Consider the following 15,454-nt stretch of genomic DNA (forward strand, 5'->3'; position numbering starts at 1 on the left):
TTAAAATAATAAATATATATCCCTTTTTCATTTTTATAATCCCTCCCCAAAATATATATGCGCTAATGTTCTCTCTGAATTTTAATACCACTATTGCTAATGTTCACTACGCCATTAAAGGTTTTCATTTTTTCCATCATTATTTCTACTTTAATAATTTATATTATGCAAAATTCCTGCTATTAATCAGTAAAATATAAAATGGAATCCGTACTACATTTAATTTTCCCATGTAGTACGGTATTTCATTAAGCCTTTAATGGGCAATTAATGTAATGAGTATTCCTCCTGCTATTGCAGTTCCGAACACACCGGCCAAATTAGGTCCCATGGCATGCATTATAAGGAAATTATATTTATTCTCCTGCAAAGCTACATTATGTGAAACCCTGGCTGCAATTGGAACTGAAGCTATACCTGCAGATCCAACAAGAGGATTTATCTTTCCATGTGACAATTTGCACAAGATCTTTCCTCCCCAGATACCTCCGGCAGTACCTGTCATAAAAGCTATAAGTCCCAGTACTACGATTTCAAGCGTTTTTACTGTAAGAAAAGTATCTGCTCCCATTCTTGAACCTATAGATAATGTCAGCATTATAGTAATTACATTCATAAATGAATTGCTGGCAGTTTTGGCAAGTCTGTCTACAACTCCACATTCCTTAAATAAATTTCCAAGCATCAGCATGGTTATAAGTGGTGCAATTGGAGGAAGCAATAAATCAATTATTACTGTTATAAGTATTGGGAAACAAATTTTTTCCCTTTTAGTTACTTCTCTTGACTGCTTCATCATTATATTTCTTTCATCATGAGTTGTGAGCCATTTCATAATTGGCGGTTGTATAAGCGGCATAAGTGCCATATAGGAATATGCTGCCACAGAAATTTGTGCCATCAGCTGCGGCGCCAATGTCTGCGTAACATATATAGCCATAGGTCCATCTGCTCCACCTATTATTCCTATAGCACCTGCTTCAGCTAATGTAAAGTGAAGTACTTTAGCTCCGATGATTGCTATAAATATTCCCACATGGGCAAATGCACCCAGTACCATGAGACTTGGATTTGCAATCATGGGCCCAAAATCTGTCATGGCACCAACCCCGAGAAATATCAAAGGTGGAAAAATAACTTTTTGAACTCCTAGGTAAAAGAAACTAAAAAGTCCGCCTGGTTTAATAAGTTCATTCCCAGGTATATTTGCAACTATACATCCAAAGCCTATTCCTACAAGTAAAAAAGGTTCATATTTTTTAACTATGGCAAGGTAAATGAACACTATACCCAGAACAATTAAAAATATATTTCCAATTGATATGTTTATCAAAGACGTTGAATGCCACATTGAATTAAGCGCATTAAGTATTATCATGTTTTCCCCTCCCATGAGAATCAGAGTTAATTTTATTAATCATTGGGAGTAATTTTAAAATCAAACCTATGACATATAGGAAAAAAAGCAGCAGTATCATATCTATTATAGAAATCAGAACTGCACCTGTAACAGAATCTGTTATCATTTTTCTACCTCCCTGTTCAAATTTAAGCTATAACTAAATATTGTCATAAATAACGGTGCTATTTTAATACTGCCAGTGTATCTCCTGTATTTACTGATGTTCCTTTTGTAGCTACTATCTGTGCAACAGTTCCACCTTTTGAAGCTCTTATTTCATTTTGCATTTTCATAGCTTCCAGTATGAATAGAACATCATTTTTCTTGACTACATCTCCCTGCTTTATCTTTACATCCATAACAGTTCCAGGCATTGGACTTGTAACTGTCTCTCCTCCAGTTATTACTGGTGCTTGTTTTTTAACAGGTGCAGCCTTTTTTGGTGCTGGTGCAGCTTTTGGTGCTGGTGCAGAAGCCTGGTAAACAGGCGCTGAATTTTCAACCACTTCGTCTACTTCAACTTCATATGATTTTCCATTTACGGTAATGTTAAATTTTTTCATAATTCATTCTCCTTAACAATTTAAATTGCCTTCATTTGTTCTTGACGTCCTACAGTAGTCCATGGCGAAGCAGCCGGTGCTACTCTTTTTATTGTTCTTATGAATACATGAGAACTGGAAGTTCCAAGGGTTTCTGCCACTGCAGCAGTTATTACGGCTACCAGTTCTTCCTCGTCTTCCCTGTCCTCTTCCTCATCTTTTACTAAAATTTTCTGCTTTTCTTCTTTATTTGCAGTTTTGCTTTCTATACTATTATTTTTAGGTGGCTTATAAGACGGTGGAGTCACCTTAAACAATAACAACATACAAGCAACTGCAATTATCAGAATCAATAAACTAGACATACAAAACCTCCTCTATATACCCTTCTTTTATACAGGTATATTGCCGTGCTTTCTTGGATGGTTGCTTTCCCTCTTGTCTTTTAGCATTTCAAAGGCTACTGCCACTCTCTGCCTTGACTCTGATGGAACTATTACATCATCCACATATCCTCTCTTTGCTGCCATATATGGATTAGCAAAATCATCCTTATATTCCTGTACTCTTGCACGTCTTTCAGCTTCTGGATCTTGTGCAGCCTTAATCTGTTTCTTGAACACGATATTTGCTGCGCCGTCAGGTCCCATTACAGCTATCTGTGCAGATGGCCAAGCATATACTATATCTGCTCCCAAATCCTTGCTACACATTGCCAGATAAGAACCACCATAAGCCTTTCTAACAATCAATGTCACTTTTGGAACAGTGGCTTCCGAATATGCATAAAGCATTTTAGCACCATGTCTTATTATTCCACCATATTCCTGGTTTGTACCTGGCAAAAATCCCGGTACATCAACTATATTTAAAAGTGGAATATTGAAAGCATCACAAGTTCTTATAAATCTTGCAGATTTATCTGAAGCATTTATGTCAAGGCATCCTGCCAGCATCTTTGGTTGATTTGCTATTATTCCAATGCTTCTTCCATTAATTCTTCCAAAACCAGTTATAATATTTTGAGCAAACTTTTCCTGTACTTCGAAAAAGCTTCCGTTGTCAATTACCCTGTTTATTATTTCCTTCATATCATAAGGTTTGTTTGGATTATCAGGAATTATAGTATCAAGATCAGGAATAGTCCTGTTCAAATCATCTTCCATTTCAACTTCTGGAGCACTCTCCATATTATTGGAAGGCAGATATGACAAAAGTTTCTTTACCTGATCAAGAGAAGTCTTTTCATCTGGAGCTTCAAAATGTGCAACTCCAGATTTCGTGTTATGTGCACCTGCTCCTCCTAATTCCTCTACAGTTACTTGCTCACCTGTAACTGTCTTTAACACCTGTGGACCTGTTATAAACATTTGGCTGGTATTATCAACCATAAATATAAAATCAGTCAATGCTGGTGAATATACTGCACCACCGGCACAAGGTCCCATTATCATGGATATCTGAGGTACTACTCCTGATGCCTTTGTATTTCTATAGAATATGCTTCCATATCCAGCAAGAGCATCTACTCCTTCTTGAATTCTGGCTCCGCCTGAATCATTCATGCCAATTACAGGGGCTCCAGTTTTTATGGCCAAATCCATTATATTACATATTTTTTTTGCATGCATTTCTCCAAGAGCTCCACCTGTGGAAGTGAAATCCTGAGCATATACATAAACAAGTCTTCCATCAACTGTACCATATCCAGTTACAACACCTTCATCAGGTATTTCAACTTTTTCCATACCAAAATTGCTGCATCTATGGCTTACGAATACTCCTACTTCAACAAAGCTGCCCTCATCCAGCAGGTATTCTATTCTCTCTCTGGCAAACATCTTTCCCTTTTTATGCTGTTTCTCGATCCTTGCCTCTCCTCCGCCTTTTTCAATCTTTTTCTTTTCGGCTACAAGTTCATTAATTTTGCTCATATTTTTCTCTCCTTAATAACTAAAATTATTATCTCTGGCAGAGTTCCAAAAGTACACCTTTTGTGCTCTTGGGATGCACGAAAGCAATTTTTGCACCGCCTGCACCATCTCTAGGTTTTTCATCGATAAGTCTTACACCCTGTTTTTTAAGCTCTTCAAGTGATGCTTCTACATCATCTACTCTAACTGCGATATGCTGTATTCCCTCTCTATTCTTTTCAATAAATTTTGCTATAGGACTATCATCACTTGTAGGCTCAAGAAGTTCAAGTTCACTTTCTCCAAGTGGTATAAAAGCTGTTATTACCTTCTGGGATTTTACTTCTTCAGTTCCTGAACACTTAAGTCCCAAAACTCCTTCATAGAATTTCAATGACTCCTCAATACTTTTTACAGCAATTCCTACATGATCTATTTTCTTTAAATCAATACTCATGTTATTTTTCATCTCCCATTTTAAAATTTTTATATAGTATAGTGGATGCAGTATAGGGATCAATTTTTTTATCAAATACGTCCTCTACAAGCTTTTTAAGCATACCTGTCTTGTCATCCATATTCAAAGCTGATTTTACAAGATTGCTCTGAAGTATAGAAATTATCTTTTCCCTTAATTTGGACTTGGACCTCTGTGTCAGTGAACCGTCTGACCGCATGTTGTCATAGCAGTCATCTATGGTGGAAAGCAATTTGTCTATCCCATCATTACTCTTTGCGGTTATATTTAACACTGGAGCATCTTTCCCCTTTTTATCACTAAAGCTCAACATGGCTTCTATTTCTGCTGCTGTACGCTGGGCTCCTTCTTTATCTGATTTATTAACTGCAAACACATCTCCTATTTCCATTATTCCTGCCTTCATGGTCTGTATATCATCTCCCAGGCCTGGAACCATTACCATAACTACAACATCAGCCACTTTGACTATATCTACCTCAGACTGTCCTACTCCCACAGTTTCAATAAATATATAATCCATTCCAAAAATATCCAGAATATTTACAGTTCCATATACAGCATTTGAAAGTCCTCCAAGTGCTCCTCTTGTACCCAAGCTTCTTATAAATACACCTGGGTCGGTGTTAAGATCATTCATCCTAATCCTGTCACCCAGTATTGCTCCATGAGAAAATGGACTGGTGGGATCAACAGCTATAATTCCAACATTTTTGCCCTGTTTTCTAATAAGTTTTGCTATCTGATCCGTCACCGTACTTTTTCCTGCTCCTGGAGGGCCAGTTATTCCTATTACCTTTGCCTTTCCAGTTAGATGATATAACTCCTTCATTAAATCAAGAGCCCTGCTGTCTTCATTCTCCATCATTGTTATAAGTTTGGCAGCAGCTCTCTTTTGGCCGTTTACAACCCCTGCTTTAATATCTTCAATATCCATATATACTCACCCTTTAATTCAACTTGACGTTACTCTTAATGAAGTCCACTGTCACTGATGTCTTAGTTCCCGGTGTGAAAATAGCTTTTACTCCAGCCTTCTCAAGTCCTGGTATATCTTCCTCCGGTATAACTCCACCTCCTATGACAAGCATATCTCCTGCTCCCTTTTTCTTAAGCAGATTTACCACTTTTGGGAATAAGGTATTATGTGCACCTGACAATATACTCATTGCAACACAGTCAACATCTTCTTGTATTGCTGCCTCCACAATCTGATCCGGTGTCTGTCTAAGTCCCGTATATATAACTTCCATGCCTGCATCTCTAAGTGCCCTGGCTATTACCTTAGCTCCTCTGTCATGTCCATCCAAACCAGGTTTTGCAACTAAAACTCTTATTGGTCTATCCATATTTAAAACCTCCGTTTAATTTATAAATTATGAATTTAATATTAAGCAGAATTATATACTTTTAATTCATGCCAACAAACAAGTCTATTTATATTCTCCAAATACTCCCCTTAAGACGTCGCATATCTCGCCTAAAGTAGCATATTGTTTTACAGAATCAATTATAAAAGGCATAAGATTGTCACCTTTTTTAGCAGCAGTTTCCAATGCAGCAAGTTTTTCACTTACAGCTTTTGAATCTCTCTCTGCCTTTAGCTCTTTAAGTTTTTCCTTCTGTTTTTCTCCTACGGAAAGATCAACTTTAAGAAGTCCCTTTGGTGGTTCCTCTTCTATCTGGAATTTATTCATCCCTACAACTACTTGTTCGCCGGATTCTACTTCCTTCTGATAATCATAGGAACTGTCCTCTATTTCTTTTTGTATATAACCCTTCTCAATAGCCTTTGCTGCTCCACCCAGCTCATCTATCTTCTTTATATATTCCATTGCCTTTTTCTCTGTCTCATCAGTCAAAGATTCTACAAAATATGATCCAGCCAGAGGATCTATTGTATCAGCTGCTCCACTTTCATAAGCTATAATCTGCTGAGTTCTAAGTGCAACTCTTACTGAATCCTGGCTTGGAAGTGCCAGTGCTTCATCTTTGGAATTTGTATGAAGGGATTGAGTACCTCCAAGTACTGCTGACAGTGCCTGCAGTGCAACTCTTACTACGTTGTTGTCAGGTTGTTGTGCTGTAAGAGTGCAGCCACCAGTTTGAGTATGGAACCTCAACTTCAAAGATTTAGGATTTTTAGCATGAAATCTTTCTTTCATAACCTTTGCCCATATTCTTCTTGCTGCCCTGAATTTAGCTACTTCCTGGAACAATCCATTGTTGGCATTAAAAAAGAATGATAATCTTGGTGCGAATTCATCTACATCAAGTCCTGCTTTTATAGCTGCCTCTACATATGCAATTCCATCTGCAATGGTAAATGCCACTTCCTGTACAGCTGTTGAACCTGCTTCTCTTATGTGATATCCGGATATGGATATTGTATTCCATTTTGGAAGATTCTTTGAACAGAATTCAAATATATGTGTTATAAGTCCCATGGACGGCTGAACTGGGAATATATATGTTCCCCTTGCCACGTATTCTTTTAGAATATCATTTTGTATAGTACCTTTTAATTTTTCTGGAGTTACTCCCTGCTTTTCAGCCACTGCAATATACATTGCAAGAAGTACTGAAGCTGGTGCATTTATTGTCATGGAAGTACTTACCTTGTCCAGTGGTATTCCATCAAATAATGTTTCCATGTCTTTAAGGGAATCTATGGCAACTCCAACTTTTCCAACTTCACCTTCGGCAAGTTCATGATCTGAATCATAACCTATTTGTGTTGGCAAATCAAAAGCTACACTGAGTCCTGTCTGGCCTTGAGATAAAAGATATTTATATCTCTTGTTTGATTCTTCTGCAGTGGCAAAACCTGCATACTGTCTCATTGTCCAGAATTTTCCTCTGTACATTGTAGGCTGAACTCCTCTTGTATAAGGATATTCTCCTGGGAAAGAAAGTTCTTTGTTATAATCAACATTATCCACATCTTCAGGAGTGTAAAGTCTCTTTACCTCTATATTAGATGTGGTTTTAAAAGCCTTTTTCCTTTCCGGAAACCTTCCAAGAGCCTTTGAAAGGGTACCTTTTTCCCAGTTCTCTTTTTCTTTTTTAACTTCATTCATCTTTTCTTCATTAAACATTTTCTAACCCCTTTTCTTTATACTTCTACCTTTGATTTATCAGTTTTAATTTTCATGCTCCCAGTCTTAACAAATCTTTCATGCCATGATAAAGCTTCATTTAATAAAACCGGTGTATGAATATTTTTACCTTGACTTGCCCTCTTAAAGTAATCTTTAAGGAATGGCTTATAGTCAGGATGACTGCAATTTTCTATTATTACCTTTGCCCTTTCTTTTGGAGATAATCCTCTTAAATCAGCTACCCCTTGCTCTGTTACTATGACATCTACATCATGCTCAGAATGATCACAATGAGGTACCATAGGTACTATTGAGGATATTGCACCATTTTTAGCTATTGATTCTGTAGTAAATATTGAAATATACGAACTTCTTGTAAAATCACCTGAGCCACCTATTCCATTCATCATCCTTGAACCCATTATTTGACTTGAATTTACATTTCCATATATATCTGCTTCTATAGGTGTATTCATGGCTATTACTCCAAGTCTTCTGATTACTTCTGGATTATTGCTGATTTCCTGGGGCCTCAATATAAATTTCTTTCTGTATTCATCAATCTTTTCATAGAATTTTTTCTGTCCTGCTTCAGAAAAAGACACTGATGTAGCAGAGGCTACTGAAATCTTGCCTTCATCCATTAAATTAAATACTGAATCCTGTGCAACCTCAGTATATACCTGCAAATTGGTAAATCTGGATTCTTTTAATCCTTCAAGTACTGCATTTGCAACTGAACCAACTCCTGATTGAATTGGAAGTAAATTTTCTGGAAGCCTTCCCTGTTTAACTTCATTTTCAAGAAAATCTATCAGATTTCCCGCCATTCTTCTGCTTACATCACTTATAGGTGCAACCTTTCTGATATTATCCTTTATATCACTGAAAACTATGCATTTTATCTTTTTAGGATCCGAAACTATGTAATCGGTACCTATTCTGTCCCCTGCATGAATTATAGGTATTGGCTGTCTAAAAGGTGGCTTCTCAGGAACGTATACATCATGCATTCCTATAAGCGATACAGGCTGACTTTCATTTATTTCTACAATTACTATATCTGCATCTCTAACATAAGTAGGTGCATTACCCACTGATGTAGTTGGTATAATATATCCTTCTTCAGTTATACCCACAGCCTCAACTATTGCCACATCTATTTTTCCCATAAATCCATAATCTACCATTTGTGGTGACATACTGAGATGAGCATCTACATAATTAATTTCACCTGCATTAATGGCATTTCTAACATCTTTATGTGTCTGATACGGAAATCTCTTGTTAATTGCCCCAACTCTAGCCAATTCTCCATCAAGTTCATCACCTACAGAGGCACCTGTAAATAAATTTATTTTTATCTTAGCACCACTTTTTATCTTTTTTGCCAGTGCCATCGGTACAGATTTTGGATATCCTGAAAATGTAAATCCGCTAGTTCCTACAGTCATACCATCTTTTATAAGATCAGCTGCATCATTAGCTGTGCCTATATATTTCAAAAGGTCTTTGTTTTTTATTCTATCCGTGATCATGCTATCCCCTCTTCATTATAAATAATTGTTCTGTTTTTAAATTATTATTACCTTTAAAATTATTATTACCCTTAAACTTAAATAAATGCCTTAACTTTATAATTAATTCATACTATTAATACTAAAAATTTACATTCTCCTTTCTACTTTTTTCTTTCTTTCTTAACATATAGTTCATAAAAATATACATTTAAAAAACGACATCAGTGTACTCAAAAATACACTAATGCCGTGTTTTTTATTAATTCTGCATAAAGGGATCAACCTTTATGTTATAATAAAATGGCAATTTTGTTAAATTGTTTTTAATTCTCTTTGTTCATTATTATTTTATACCTTTCATAGCAGTTTATCAATACCGCTATAAAAGATTTTTTAGCCATTCCAAAGTAATTATCTTCTATATCCTCTACTATTTCTTTAACATTATTTAAATTCTTCCCTATTAATAAATTTTTTGCATATTTTTTGGCAGTATCGGTCACAAAGGAGCACTCCACATCCTGTATTTCGCCGGAACATCTATTTATAATAATTCCTATAACAATCTCATTGTAAATTTCGGTTGCAGTTATTCCCTTCGGAAGCTTTGCATATCCAGTAATAAATATGTTATTTTTCTTCAAAATATACACCTCAAATCTACATATTATTTATAGAACCTAATGTATTAATGATTTTACATTAAATTGTAAATATAACTTACAAATTTAAAGCATGTAATTTTCCTTCCCTCCGAAAGAATCAACATAGATATTAGGCAGGCTTCCTGGCTCAGATTCATTTTACTCCTTGGCCTTCCCAGATATATAATCCAGTGGCATAATAAAGTTTCATCCTCCATACAGTAGCGGCGGGCTGCAGTCTTTATACTTTTCCTTTTACTTATTAAATAAATAACACCCATTTAAATATTTAATCTTCAAAATATAGATTATTTGAAATAATAATCCTATATCTTGTCTATTTTAAATTTATCATCATAATCCACTCTTATATTACAACCTTCATAAATCTCCCCTTTAATTATCTTCTTGGCAATAGAAGTTTCCAGTACATTTTCCATGTATCTTTTTAAAGGTCTAGCCCCATAAACCGGATCATATCCTTCTTCTGCTATGATTTCCTTAGCTTTATCAGTTATTTCTATATAGATATTCTTATCTTTTAACCTACTTTCTATATCTTTTAAGAATATATCTATTATAATTTTAATTTCTTCTGTATTTAGCGGTTTAAACATTATGATATCATCCAACCTGTTTAAAAATTCAGGTTTAAATTTTAACTTCATATCATTCATTACTTTATCTCTTATATTTTTATCTATTCCCGTACTGCTCTTATTTTCCAGTAAATAGCTGCTTCCTATATTGGAAGTCATAATTATAATACAATTTTTAAAATCTACCACTTTGCCTTGATTATCCGTAAGTCTCCCATCATCCAGTATCTGAAGAAAAATATTAAATACATCATTATGAGCTTTTTCTATCTCGTCAAATAGTATTACGCTATACGGCTTTCTTCTAACTGCTTCCGTAAGCTGTCCTCCTTCTTCATAACCTACATATCCCGGAGGAGCTCCTATAAGCCTTGAAACAGAATACTTTTCCATATACTCCGACATATCTATTCTAATTATATTTTCCTCACTGTCAAACAAAGTTCTTGCAAGGGTTTTAGCCAGTTCAGTTTTACCTACACCTGTAGGCCCTAAAAATATAAATGATCCTATTGGTCTATTTGGATCCTTCATTCCCGCTCTTGCTCTTATTACAGCATCAGAAACTGCTTTCACAGCCTCCTTTTGTCCTACAACTCTTTTTGAAAGCTCACCTTCTAATTTAATAAGTTTTTGCCTTTCTCCCTCTACCAATCTGGATACAGGTATTCCCGTCCATTTAGATACTATCTGGGATATCTCCTTTTCTGTGACTTCTTCTTTGAGCATTGCACTTTCATTATTTTCTTTTATCAAATTTTCACCTGATGCTATTTCACTTTCCAGCTTAGGTATGACTCCATACTTCAATTCTGCAACTTTATTCAGATTATATTCTCTTTCTGCTTTTTCAATTTGTCCCTTTGCCTCATCCAATTGTTTTTTTAAATTCCTGACTCCCGTTATATTGGACTTTTCCTTTTCATATTTGGCAGTTAGTTCATTATCCTTATCTTTTAAATTATTCAGTTCTTTTTCTACTGTTTTAAGTCTTTCCACAGAAGCATTATCTTTTTCCTTCGATAATGCCTCTTTTTCAATTTTAAGCTGAAACAATTTTCTCCTGACATCATCCATTTCAGTTGGTACACTATCAATTTCAGTTCTTATCATGGCGCAGGCCTCATCGATTAAATCTATGGCCTTGTCAGGTAAATATCTATCTGTTATATATCTGCTTGAAAGTTTTGCTGCAGCTACTATAGCAGAATCATGAATTCTTATGCCATGATATATTTCAAATTTCTCCTTAAGTCCCCTAAGTATTGAAATAGAATCTTCTACACTTGGTTCATCTATTACAACTGGCTGAAACCTTCTTTCAAGAGCTTTGTCCTTCTCTATATATTTTCTGTATTCATCAAAGGTAGTAGCTCCTATACAGTGAAGCTCACCTCTTGCAAGCATTGGTTTTATCAAATTTCCTGCATCCATGGAACCTTCCGTTTTTCCAGCTCCAACTATAGTGTGAATTTCATCTATAAAAAGTATTATCTTGCCTTCACTTTTTTGTACTTCTTTTAAAACAGCCTTTAATCTTTCCTCAAACTCACCTCTAAATTTGGCTCCAGCAATTAGGGATCCCATATCAAGGGAAAATATTACCTTGTCTTTTAGTCCATCTGGTATATCCCCTTTTATAATTCTCTCTGCCAATCCTTCCACTATAGCAGTTTTCCCTACCCCTGGTTCTCCTATTAACACAGGATTATTTTTAGTTCTTCTTGAAAGTATTCTGACCACTCTTCTAATCTCTTCATCCCTGCCTATTACAGGATCTAATTTATGTTTTTTTGCCTCTTCAACCAGATTTCTGCCATATTTAACCAGTGCTTCGTAAGTTCCCTCCGGATCCTGGGTATCAACTCTCTGATTGCCTCTAATCTGGGACAATGCTTCTAAAAAACCACTTTTCTTTATATTAAATTTTTCTAATATTTTATCCACATCACTGGAGTGCATTTCCATAATACTCAACATTATATGCTCTACACTTATATAGGAATCTTTAAAATTTTTAGCTATACTTTCTGCCTTTACAAAAACATCTTCAAATCTTCTAGTAGCATAGAGCGAATTACTCTGTGCCCCTTCTCCCAATACCTTGGGCATTTTATCCAAGACATTCTTAGTTTCCTTTACAAGTGATTTTACATCTATGGACATCTTTCCAAATATGTTTGGAATTAATCCATTTTCCTCAAACACCAGCGCTGAAAATAAATGAATCACATCTATTTGCTGATGACTGTATTTTACAGCTATGAGTTGTGCCTCATTTATTGACTGCTGTGCTTTTACTGTAAGTTTATTTATATCCATAATAAAATACGTCGTGCAAAACTCGTATAAGTTTTAACACAGCTCCTCCCTCTCAATTTATTTTAATTTAGTATTATACATATGTACATTTTTTATCAGATAAGAATTTATACTTTTCCTTTAAATTAATAGCAAAACTAAAATATTTAATTGATTCCGAAACATTATTAATATTATAGTACATTTTCCCCATTTCCATATACCTTTTATATATTTCACTACTTGTACCAAACTTAAGTAAATTATCTAGAGAAAAATTCATATACATTTCTCCCCTTGTGAAATCTCCCTCTTTTAATAATATTAATGCCTTATAATAATAAGCTTTTTCTATAAAAGTTATATTATTTAGGCTTATAGCATAATCTAAAGTCACGTCACATATAGCATGAGCCCTTTTCATGACTTTATTTTTCACCAGATCATCTATACTCATGAGCATAAAATTCACCAGTTCTTTTATATTATCCTTAGGATATATATCCAGTGACTTATTTAAATAATTTAGTGCTCTATCCTTCTTTTTCAAACTAAATAATACTTGAGCATAATCAAACATTGCTTCAGATTTACTTTTCAAATCATTTTTATAGAGTTCATATACCTTTTTTTCATATTTTTCAAACTTATTGGTATGCATTTTCAACGAAATCACAGCAAGCATATGATATACCTCTACATTTTCTATACTTTCTCCCGTAGAATCCTCTAAATCTATAATTTTCATTGCCAATTCATATGCCTTATCATAATCCTTTATAATAAAATAGCAAAAAGCTTTACAATACATGGCTTTTGCTAAATATTCATTATAGTCGCTTTTTCTGCAAATATTCAGCACATTATCATAATAATTTATAGCTTGAAAATATTCTTTGGAAACATAAAAATATCTGGCAATGTCCATATAGTACATAGATGCATTTTTATTAGAAAAACATTTTTGTAAATATTCATAATATGGAGAGACTATAAATTGCATTTTCTCAAATTCATTTCTATCTAGATGGTAATTAAAAAGCATATGTATTATTGTGAAACATATATTATAATAGGAATAACCTTCAGCAAATTTCAGATTATACCAGAGTACCTTTTCATAATTTTCTGCAGGTGGATTTTTGGATATATCATTTATGTTTTTTATTATTTGGCTTTTCACATCCTGCTCCAGGTATTCCATATCAACCTCAAGCTTATCTGCCACAAATTCCAGAATCCACTGCTCCGGCTTTATTTTATCATTTTCTATACAACTCATTTTTGAAACAGAGATTTTATTATCACATAAGCTTTTCAAGGTATATCCTTTATATATTCTAGCTCTTTTAATTTTTTCTCCAGTAGAAAGTATCTCCATAATTCTCACCTATTTTATTTAAGAATCTTTTAACATCCCAATTTTTTTAAAGTTGTCAACACCTTCATTTAGATATTTAGCAGCTTCCTTATTCATGTTATTGTCTATATAAAACTTTCCCAATGTTATTGATATTTTAGCCGATTCTTCAATATAATCCATATTATTGGCAAAATTCAACGCCATAATCAATGTATTTTCTGCTTCCTTTTTATTGGACTCCAGCATATTTATTCTGAACTTCAATAGATAATAATACACTAAAGTTTTATTATTCCCCTCATCAACCCTATCCATTATTTCATCAAGAACTTTTTTTGAATTTTCAATGTCCTTTAACTTTATATAATTTTCACATATATTTACCAATGTTGTGATAACATCACTATCCTTAAGCTTTATTCTCAACTCTTTTGCCTTATTTAAATGAATAAAAGATTCTTCAATATTATCGAACTGATAAAAAAGTTTTCCCAAATTGTTTTCAATTTTTGCAATGTTCATGGTATCATTTAACTTTCTATATACTTCTAAAGTCTTTTTAGAATATTTTATAGCATTACTCATATCTCCTCTTTTGCTATATTCTTCAGCCAGCAAAAAAAGTGTCTTAGCATATTCCTTTTTATTGTCCATCTGATTAAATTTTTCTTTTGCTAAATAAGAGTAATTTATAGCTTGTTCTATATTCTCTAATTTAAAATTTGCACATGCTATATAATAATATATCTCTCCAATTAAGAAATCATTTCCTATTTTATTTTCATTATATATATTTTCTGCTTGTTGGAAGTAACTGCAGGAAGAATGATACGACTTTAGGTCCATTGTAATTTTACCTAAATTAATAAAGGTTTTTATAGTTTCTTCATACCTATTATTTTTAATAAATATACTATTAGCTGACAGGAAAATTTGCTGTGAAATTGGATACTCCCCTTTGATCATATAAATTATACCTCTTAAATACAAATTTTTTGCTTTTTTGTATTCCAAACAGTATTTTTCTGCAAAATATAAAGCTCTTTCAATATATTGTTCCGCTTGAATCAAATCTTCACTTATTATGTAGGATTCAGCTATATTCTCAAAATAAGTACAAATTTTTTCTGCCTGAGTTTCTTCTGATTCCATCAAATATTCAATAGAAGTTTTTAATTCTGTGGCCAAATATTCCAATAAATCCATACTAGGATTTGACTTTCCTGATTCTACAAGGCTTATTTGACCCGGTGTAATTCTATTCCCTGCTAAATCCTTTAAAGTCATATTTAATTCTTTTCTTCTTCTTTTTATCTTTTCTCCTAAAGAAAGTATTTCCATAATTCACTCTTCCTTTGCCATATGCAGCTATAAATCATAAATTTTAACCAAATTAAAATTTTCACGAAGTATTTATCTTATTATACCATATTTTTAACAACAAAAGAAAACCTTTTAAAAAAACGATATAATTTCAATTATATTATGGGTAAGTTCAACAAATATCTATATTAAAGACAAAATAAGATGTACATTTTTACCTCTAATATAATATTGAGAAGAAATGTACATCTTATTTTATTTATATTAA

General features: G+C 33.7%; 14 protein-coding genes and 1 riboswitch. All 14 genes read right to left on the reverse strand.

Annotated features, from left to right (window positions below; genetic code table 11):
* Positions 1-256: 256 nt before the first annotated feature.
* Positions 257-1,378: a sodium ion-translocating decarboxylase subunit beta gene (locus AB8U03_RS16860; protein WP_369705717.1), complete on the reverse strand. Its 1,122-nt coding sequence runs from the start codon at positions 1,376-1,378 to the stop codon at positions 257-259.
* The gene (locus tag AB8U03_RS16865; protein ID WP_369705718.1) at positions 1,365-1,526 is read right to left on the reverse strand and encodes a hypothetical protein; all 162 of its coding nucleotides are present in this window, start codon (positions 1,524-1,526) and stop codon (positions 1,365-1,367) included. The genes AB8U03_RS16860 and AB8U03_RS16865 overlap by 14 nt, the downstream gene beginning before the upstream one ends.
* Positions 1,527-1,584: 58 nt before the next feature.
* Entirely contained in the window at positions 1,585-1,965 is a 381-nt protein-coding gene (locus AB8U03_RS16870) for a biotin/lipoyl-containing protein (protein WP_369705719.1), read from the reverse strand.
* A 20-nt stretch (positions 1,966-1,985) separates the two neighbouring features.
* A complete protein-coding gene (locus tag AB8U03_RS16875) occupies positions 1,986-2,309 on the reverse strand; it encodes an OadG family transporter subunit (RefSeq protein WP_369705720.1) in 324 nt (107 codons plus the stop codon).
* Between the two features lie 27 nt (positions 2,310-2,336).
* Positions 2,337-3,878, reverse strand: coding sequence for an acyl-CoA carboxylase subunit beta (locus AB8U03_RS16880; RefSeq protein WP_369705721.1), 1,542 nt, complete (start codon positions 3,876-3,878; stop codon positions 2,337-2,339).
* A 28-nt stretch (positions 3,879-3,906) separates the two neighbouring features.
* The gene (gene mce, locus AB8U03_RS16885; protein WP_369705722.1) at positions 3,907-4,314 is read right to left on the reverse strand and encodes a methylmalonyl-CoA epimerase; all 408 of its coding nucleotides are present in this window, start codon (positions 4,312-4,314) and stop codon (positions 3,907-3,909) included.
* Between the two features lies 1 nt (position 4,315).
* Positions 4,316-5,272 (reverse strand): methylmalonyl Co-A mutase-associated GTPase MeaB, encoded by a 957-nt coding sequence (meaB, locus tag AB8U03_RS16890; RefSeq protein WP_369705723.1) that lies wholly within the window; start codon positions 5,270-5,272, stop codon positions 4,316-4,318.
* A gap of 13 nt (positions 5,273-5,285) precedes the next feature.
* Positions 5,286-5,684, reverse strand: a complete 399-nt coding sequence (locus tag AB8U03_RS16895) for a cobalamin B12-binding domain-containing protein (RefSeq protein WP_369705724.1) — start codon at positions 5,682-5,684, stop codon at positions 5,286-5,288.
* Between the two features lie 84 nt (positions 5,685-5,768).
* A complete protein-coding gene (locus AB8U03_RS16900) occupies positions 5,769-7,433 on the reverse strand; it encodes an acyl-CoA mutase large subunit family protein (RefSeq protein WP_369705725.1) in 1,665 nt (554 codons plus the stop codon).
* A 17-nt stretch (positions 7,434-7,450) separates the two neighbouring features.
* Complete coding sequence (locus AB8U03_RS16905; RefSeq protein ID WP_369705726.1) at positions 7,451-8,974, reverse strand: acetyl-CoA hydrolase/transferase family protein; 1,524 nt, start codon at positions 8,972-8,974, stop codon at positions 7,451-7,453.
* Between the two features lie 305 nt (positions 8,975-9,279).
* Positions 9,280-9,600, reverse strand: coding sequence for a DUF3870 domain-containing protein (locus tag AB8U03_RS16910; protein WP_369705727.1), 321 nt, complete (start codon positions 9,598-9,600; stop codon positions 9,280-9,282).
* 116 nt (positions 9,601-9,716) lie between these two features.
* A riboswitch (cobalamin riboswitch) is annotated at positions 9,717-9,897 on the reverse strand.
* Positions 9,898-9,926: 29 nt separating this feature from the next.
* Positions 9,927-12,521, reverse strand: coding sequence for an ATP-dependent chaperone ClpB (gene clpB / locus AB8U03_RS16915; RefSeq protein ID WP_369705728.1), 2,595 nt, complete (start codon positions 12,519-12,521; stop codon positions 9,927-9,929).
* A gap of 73 nt (positions 12,522-12,594) precedes the next feature.
* Positions 12,595-13,881 carry a transcriptional regulator gene (locus tag AB8U03_RS16920; RefSeq protein WP_369705729.1) on the reverse strand — a complete coding sequence of 429 codons (1,287 nt, stop codon included), beginning with the start codon at positions 13,879-13,881 and terminating at the stop codon, positions 12,595-12,597.
* Between the two features lie 18 nt (positions 13,882-13,899).
* Entirely contained in the window at positions 13,900-15,204 is a 1,305-nt protein-coding gene (locus tag AB8U03_RS16925) for a tetratricopeptide repeat protein (protein ID WP_369705730.1), read from the reverse strand.
* Positions 15,205-15,454 lie beyond the last annotated feature (250 nt).

It is taken from the genome of Clostridium moutaii (genome assembly GCF_041205085.1).
Taxonomy (GTDB): Bacteria; Bacillota; Clostridia; order Clostridiales; family Clostridiaceae; genus Clostridium_B; species Clostridium_B moutaii.